This is a genomic window from Candidatus Hepatincolaceae symbiont of Strigamia maritima (assembly GCF_055505085.1).
On record NZ_DBKDTU010000197.1, the window covers coordinates 1 to 6,266 of the forward strand.

The 6,266-nt window shown below is 30.4% G+C and carries 8 protein-coding genes; 6 read left to right on the plus strand and 2 right to left on the minus strand.

Translation table 11 applies throughout. The features are described from left to right. Window positions 1-31: 31 nt before the first annotated feature. Window positions 32-2,854, minus strand: a complete 2,823-nt coding sequence (gene uvrA, locus ACQCX0_RS05350) for an excinuclease ABC subunit UvrA (protein ID WP_462563136.1) — start codon at window positions 2,852-2,854, stop codon at window positions 32-34. A 112-nt stretch (window positions 2,855-2,966) separates the two neighbouring features. On the opposite strand from uvrA, the gene ssb reads away from it, so the two are divergent. The 4 genes from ssb to ACQCX0_RS05370 all read left to right on the plus strand — a co-directional run bounded on the left by ssb (window position 2,967) and on the right by ACQCX0_RS05370 (window position 4,836). Beyond that, the gene (gene ssb / locus ACQCX0_RS05355) at window positions 2,967-3,452 is read left to right on the plus strand and encodes a single-stranded DNA-binding protein (protein WP_462563137.1); all 486 of its coding nucleotides are present in this window, start codon (window positions 2,967-2,969) and stop codon (window positions 3,450-3,452) included. Between the two features lie 106 nt (window positions 3,453-3,558). Beyond that, the gene (locus ACQCX0_RS05360; RefSeq protein WP_462563138.1) at window positions 3,559-4,155 is read left to right on the plus strand and encodes a KdsC family phosphatase; all 597 of its coding nucleotides are present in this window, start codon (window positions 3,559-3,561) and stop codon (window positions 4,153-4,155) included. 297 nt (window positions 4,156-4,452) lie between these two features. Next, entirely contained in the window at window positions 4,453-4,584 is a 132-nt protein-coding gene (locus ACQCX0_RS05365; protein WP_462563139.1) for a hypothetical protein, read from the plus strand. A gap of 21 nt (window positions 4,585-4,605) precedes the next feature. Next, window positions 4,606-4,836 (plus strand): hypothetical protein, encoded by a 231-nt coding sequence (locus tag ACQCX0_RS05370; protein ID WP_462563140.1) that lies wholly within the window; start codon window positions 4,606-4,608, stop codon window positions 4,834-4,836. 9 nt (window positions 4,837-4,845) lie between these two features. Here ACQCX0_RS05370 and ACQCX0_RS05375 read toward each other — a convergent pair whose 3' ends face one another. Then, the gene (locus tag ACQCX0_RS05375) at window positions 4,846-5,070 is read right to left on the minus strand and encodes a hypothetical protein (protein WP_462563141.1); all 225 of its coding nucleotides are present in this window, start codon (window positions 5,068-5,070) and stop codon (window positions 4,846-4,848) included. Window positions 5,071-5,143: 73 nt separating this feature from the next. Between ACQCX0_RS05375 and ACQCX0_RS05380 the strand changes: the two genes are divergently transcribed. After that, window positions 5,144-5,461 carry a hypothetical protein gene (locus ACQCX0_RS05380; RefSeq protein WP_462563142.1) on the plus strand — a complete coding sequence of 106 codons (318 nt, stop codon included), beginning with the start codon at window positions 5,144-5,146 and terminating at the stop codon, window positions 5,459-5,461. Window positions 5,462-5,523: 62 nt separating this feature from the next. Next, window positions 5,524-5,934 (plus strand): hypothetical protein, encoded by a 411-nt coding sequence (locus ACQCX0_RS05385; protein ID WP_462563143.1) that lies wholly within the window; start codon window positions 5,524-5,526, stop codon window positions 5,932-5,934. The last annotated feature ends 332 nt before the right edge of the window (window positions 5,935-6,266 follow it).

The following is a 6,266-nucleotide window of genomic DNA, read 5'->3' on the forward strand; positions in this document are numbered from 1 at the left end:
ATATTCTTAATATAAATAATTTTTTTAAAAATTATACTAAATATTTTTTTAGGTATTTTGCAGTATAACTAGTAGGATGTTTAATAATCTGTTCCGGAGTTCCTTTAGCAAGGAGTTCTCCTCCTAGATTTCCTCCTTCAAGACCAATATCTATAATGTAATCTGCAGTTTTTATTACATCTAAATTATGTTCAATCACTACTATGGTATTACCTTTATCTACTAAGGTATGTAAGATATTTAGTAATTTTTTAATATCATCAAAGTGCAGTCCGGTGGTAGGTTCATCTAAAATATAAAGAGTTTTCCCAGTAGAGCGTTTTGATAATTCTTTTGCTAATTTTACTCTTTGAGCTTCTCCGCCAGATAGGGTAGTAGCTGGTTGACCTAAAGTAATATAACCTAGTCCTACTTCATGTAAAGCCTTTATTTTATCATGAATTGATTTAATATTGCTAAAGAATTCATATGCATCACTTACTGTCATATCTAAAATATCAGCAATAGATTTATCTTTCCATTTAATCTCTAAGGTTTCTCGATTGTATCTTTTACCATTACAAACCTCACAAATCACGTGTACATCCGGTAAGAAATTCATCTCAATTTTTATTAACCCATCTCCTTTACAAGCCTCACATCTACCACCTTTAACATTAAAAGAAAATCTTCCTGCAGAATAACCGCGGCTTTTTGCTTCGGGTAATTCTGTAAAAATAGTTCTAATTAAATCAAAAAGTTTAGTATAAGTAGCCGAGTTGGAACTAGGTTGTCTGCCAATGGGGGATTGGTCTATATCTATTACTTTGTCAATAAACTCAATTCCTAAGATTTCTTTATACTTCGCTGGTTGGGCAGTAGAGGTTTTATTTAGTAATTTTGTTGTTGCTTTGTATAAAGTTTCGTTAATTAGAGTAGATTTACCACTACCTGATACCCCTGTTACAGCAATAAAAGTTCCCAAAGGAAAATCAACACTAAGATTCTTTAAATTATTACCACTTGCCCCCCTAATAGTAATTTTTTTACCATTCCCTTCACGGCGTTTTTTAGGAATCTCTATGGAAATTTTACCGCTTAAATAAAGACCGGTTAAACTATGAGGATTATTAGCTACCTCATTAGGAGTTCCGTAGGCAACTACTTCTCCTCCGTGAACTCCGGCACTTGGTCCCATATCTACTAAGAAATCAGCCATCATGATAGCATCTTTATCATGCTCTACTACAATTATGGTATTACCTAAATCTTTTAGTCTTTTTAAAGTTTCTAGAAGTTTATCATTATCCCTTTGATGCAATCCGATTGAGGGTTCATCTAATATATAAAGTACCCCAGTAAGACCTGTACCTATTTGTGAGGCTAACCGTATTCTTTGGGCTTCTCCTCCTGATAGAGTACCTGAAGATCTATTAAGTGTTAAGTATTCAATCCCTACATTATTTAAGAAAAATAAACGCTCTTTAATTTCTTTTAAAATTCTCTCTGCAATAGTTTTTTGTTGGGAAGTTAACTGATTATCTAAGGAATTAACCCAAGCAAAACAATCTCCGATTGAAAAGGTAGTAACATCATAAATATTAAGGTTGTTTATTTTGACTTGTAAAGCCTTTAAATTTAGCCTTTTACCGTTACAGGTACTACAGATTTCAGCAGATTGATACTGTGCTAGGCTTTCCTGTTGAGTTAGAGATACTGTTTCTCTGATTCTTCTTTTTAAATTAGGAATAATTCCTTCAAAAGGTTTAAGAGATTTATGAATATACTCATTAGTAGTGATGGAAATAGCAATTTTTTCAGTTCCGCTACCGTATAAAAATTTATCTATGATTTCTTTGGGAACCTTCTCAAATGGGGTAGAAGCATTAACTACATAGTGTTTAGCAAAAGATTCAATTAGTGAGCGATAATAAAATCCTGTAGCTCCGCTCCAAGCATGTACACATTCTAACAGAGATTTAGTTTTATCAGGAATTACTAAATTAATATCAATTACTGTTTCATATCCAAGCCCGTTGCAGGTGTTACAAGCACCAAAAGGAGTATTAAAAGAAAACAAACGTGGTTCTATTTCTTCTATGGAAAAACCTGATACTGGGCAGGAAAATTTTTCAGAAAAAATTGTTTCAGTGTTAGTATTTAGATTTTCTAAAATGACTATTCCCTCAGAAAGAGTTAAGGCAGTTGCTAAACTATCTGCTAATTTTTGTTCTAATCCGGCTTTTAGGACAATTCTATCAACTAGTACAGCAATATTATGTTTGATATTTTTATCCAGTGGAGAAATATCTTCTATTTCAAAAATTTTACCGTCAATTTTCAAGCGTTGAAAGCCTTTTTTTCTTAATTCTTCAATCTCTTTTTTGAATTCTCCTTTTTTCCCTCTGGCAATAGGAGCTAATAAATATAGCTTGCTAGCTTGCTCTAATTCCATAATTTTATCTACCATTTGTGATATAGTTTGCTTATCTATGGGTAAACCGGTTGCTGGAGAATAAGGTATGCCAACTCGTGCATATAATAACCTAAAATAATCATAAATTTCTGTAATAGTACCAACAGTTGAACGCGGGTTTTTAGAAGTAGTTTTTTGCTCAATTGCAATTGCCGGTGATAACCCCTCTATAGAATCAATATCGGGTTTTTTAAAGCTATCTAAGAATTGACGAGCATAGGCGGATAAAGATTCCATATAACGCCTCTGACCTTCTGCGTAAATGGTATCAAAGGCTAAAGAAGATTTGCCACTACCGGAGACACCCGTAATTACCACAATAGTATTTTTAGGAATATCAATATTAACATTTTTTAAATTATGTTCACGAGCCCCTTGAATTGAAATAAATTTGTGCATTAGTATCTATAATTATTTTTGATTTAATAAGCTTTTTATTGAAAAGCAATTTATATTATAGTATATTAACTAGGTAGATAGCAATCAATAATTAATAGAGAAGATATATATTATGGCAGGAAGCGTTAATAAGGTAATTTTAGTTGGTAATCTTGGGAAAGACCCAGAAATTAGGCATGCTCAAGATGGTAATAAAATAGCTTCTTTTTCTATTGCCACTAGTGAACGTTGGAAAGACAAAAATAGCGGAGAATATAAAGATAGAACTGAATGGCATCGCATTGTAGTTTTTAATGAAAATTTAGCTACAATTATAGAAAAATATATAAAAAAAGGTACTAAATTATATGTTGAGGGAGCTTTACAAAGCAGAAAATATACGGGAACTGATGGTATTGAGAAAAATATTACTGAGGTAATTTTATCAAGGTTTAGAGGGGAAATTGTTATTTTAGATAATAAAGGTTCAGATAATTCTTATTCCAATCTGAAAGAAGGAGATATTCAATCTCAATCATTTTCTGCTTCAAAGAATGATAACAAATCTGTAAACAGTCCTACAATCGGTGCAGATTTAGATGATGAGATTCCTTTTTAAAGCTACTTTTTTAGCATTATCTAATGAATTTATATAATTAAAGTGAATTTAGTTTTTATCATAGCTAAAAAATTTATCAAATAACTACTATATTGCAGGAGCTACCTTGAACAACATTCAAAAGACTAATAATCAAAATTATACTACTCCGAAAATCTATAGTAAAGCAGAACTCTTAATAAGATTTAAAGATTTAACTATGTTATGTTTAGATGTAGATGGCACTCTAACTTCAGGTGGTATGTATGTAGCTGAAAATGAGGTAATTACAAAACAATTTTATGCTCATGATGGTACAGGCATTCAAATGCTAATGAAATTAGGGGTTGTAGTAGCTTTAGTTACTACGAGTACCTCAGTATTAATTAGTAATAGAGCTGAGGTTCTAGGAATAGAGCATGTGATTCTAGGTTCTAATAAAAAAGGTGAAGATATTCTCTCATTATGCAAAAAATTAAGTATTAATCCTAAACATGTGGCATTTATGGGTGATGACGTGAACGACCTTTTAGGGTTTAAAGAAGTTGGGTTTCCTATTGCAGTTAATAATGCTAGTGAAGCACTGAATGGTTTTTATTGCTATAAAACAAAGAATAGCGGTGGGGCAGGGGCAGTTAGAGAAATTTGTGATATGATTCTATTGGCTAAAACCGGTAAACTTTATGGTCCTCCGTATCTTAATTTAAATACTTTTACTCAGTAAAATAAACCAACTAACCAAAAATAATAAAATTCTACTATTATAGCTGTAATTGTAATGAGACAAGATATAATGGGATAGAATAGCTATATTTTACTACTACAGTTCGTTTAAAAAAACCCGCAATAATATGGGAAAATATGAAAATAGAAATCAATTTGTCCCGCTACACCTATAAAACCAAGCAATGATAAGGGTGAGGGCTATTTATTAGCAGTAAACGGTAGTACTTTAGTATATTTTGAAAATCAGGATTGTTTTAAGGAATTACAAGCTTTACTTGATGATTTAAGTAGTTTTATGGAAGTATTTAGTAAGAATTTGCAAATTGGAATAGCTCCTAACGGACCGGTAACACCAAGCCCGGAATTAACCCAAAAAGCAACCCTAATAAATACTAAAATATCAACCTTAAAACAAAAATTACCATAAATTACCATAAGGAGTAAAACCATGAAAAACTTAATTTTAATAATAATTCTAATTCTATGTAGTTTAAATCTAAATGCTAAAAATAACACCAAAGAGCTAGATAAAAAAATAGAAAGAGAAGTTAAAAAACAACATGATGTTGAGAAAAGTAACGATAAATTTAAGTCCAGAAGAATTGAAGAGTGTACAAAAATAGGTGAGGTTAACCCTATTCTAAGATGCACCACCAAAACAATTTATGATAGGGATTAAAAGTATGAATTATTTAAGTAATAAAGCTAGTAACACAGCGGTTGCTAAACCCATTAACAAATTGATTTTAACATTTAAGGTTTTAATCTCTGCTTTAATTTCCGCAATATCACTTTTTTGTTCCAGGACTTTTTTAGCAGACTCAGCCACTTCAGAGCTAGCATCTTTAGCTAGTTTATCAGGAACACCGGCTTTTTTAAGAGCTTCAAATAAATTAATAGAAACAATGGTCATAACTTCACCCAAAATAGTTATTAATACCGGAAGTATACACAATTTTGTACAAAAAAGCAAGGAGAATTAAAGTATGGCAAGCAATGAAATAAGTGATTTACTAATAGATAGCAATAACGATTTAGTAATTAGTACTGAAAATGATTTTACTTTTTTTGAGAGTAAAAATGTGAATATATTAGCACTGCAAAACCTTATAAATTCCCGGAAATATGAGCTACTAAATTCTGATATGAATTACCAAGATTTTTATAATTTGTTATTTAAATTATGCACTGAATTAAACTTAAATATTAATGAGATCAGCATAGATACCGAGTCTTTAAAAAGAGGAACTTTAATTATTAAACCAAAAATTAAGGTAAAAAATACCCTAAAAAAGTCTTCCTAAGAGATATTTTTTTATGTTATTAATTAGTAATATTATTATTAAAAAATAAAGTGGTAGAAACAATGAAAAAATATCTTTGTATAACAATATCCCTGTTTTTTTTGGCTACTTGTATAACAATATCCCTGTTTTTTTTGGCTACTAGTTTAGCTCCGGCAGTAGCAACAGTTACGATGTGTGATGTTTATGATGAGAAAAATTTAAAAAAAGAAATTGGAAAAGTTCTGATTGTGTATAATGATTTTGGCAATTATTATGAAGTCAATATAATGGAAAAAAACCAATCGGCAAAAGAGCTAGAATTTTTGACGATGGAAGCCACTAAAAAAAAGAATATTTACAAAAAAGTCTTTAATAATGGAATTACATTTTACAATGATAAAACAAAAATATTTAAATTTAAGGATCTTAGACCCGATAAAAATGAAATTTACCATTTTAAAAACTGTAAATCAGAAGATGATTTATATTAAAACAAGCTTACCTTCTCAGGACGAATCGGGCGATTCGTCCGAATGAGTAAAAAACTATAAATATCTCTATTATTTTTTAAAAAACAAGATAAAAAATAACTTTTTATACCCTAAATTTAACCTAATTAAAGCTCTTCACGGGCAATTTAACCTTAAATCTTCTCTTACTTATTTTAGGTACGCATTAGCAAAAATAATAGCTAATTTAAGTTTCCCGGACGAATTAGCAATATAAAACATTAAAAAAACCTCAAGAACTTTAAGAAAATAGGGTGAACTCACCCTAAAATTAGATACTTCTAGTAATCTGTATTAACCAATCTATAATTATT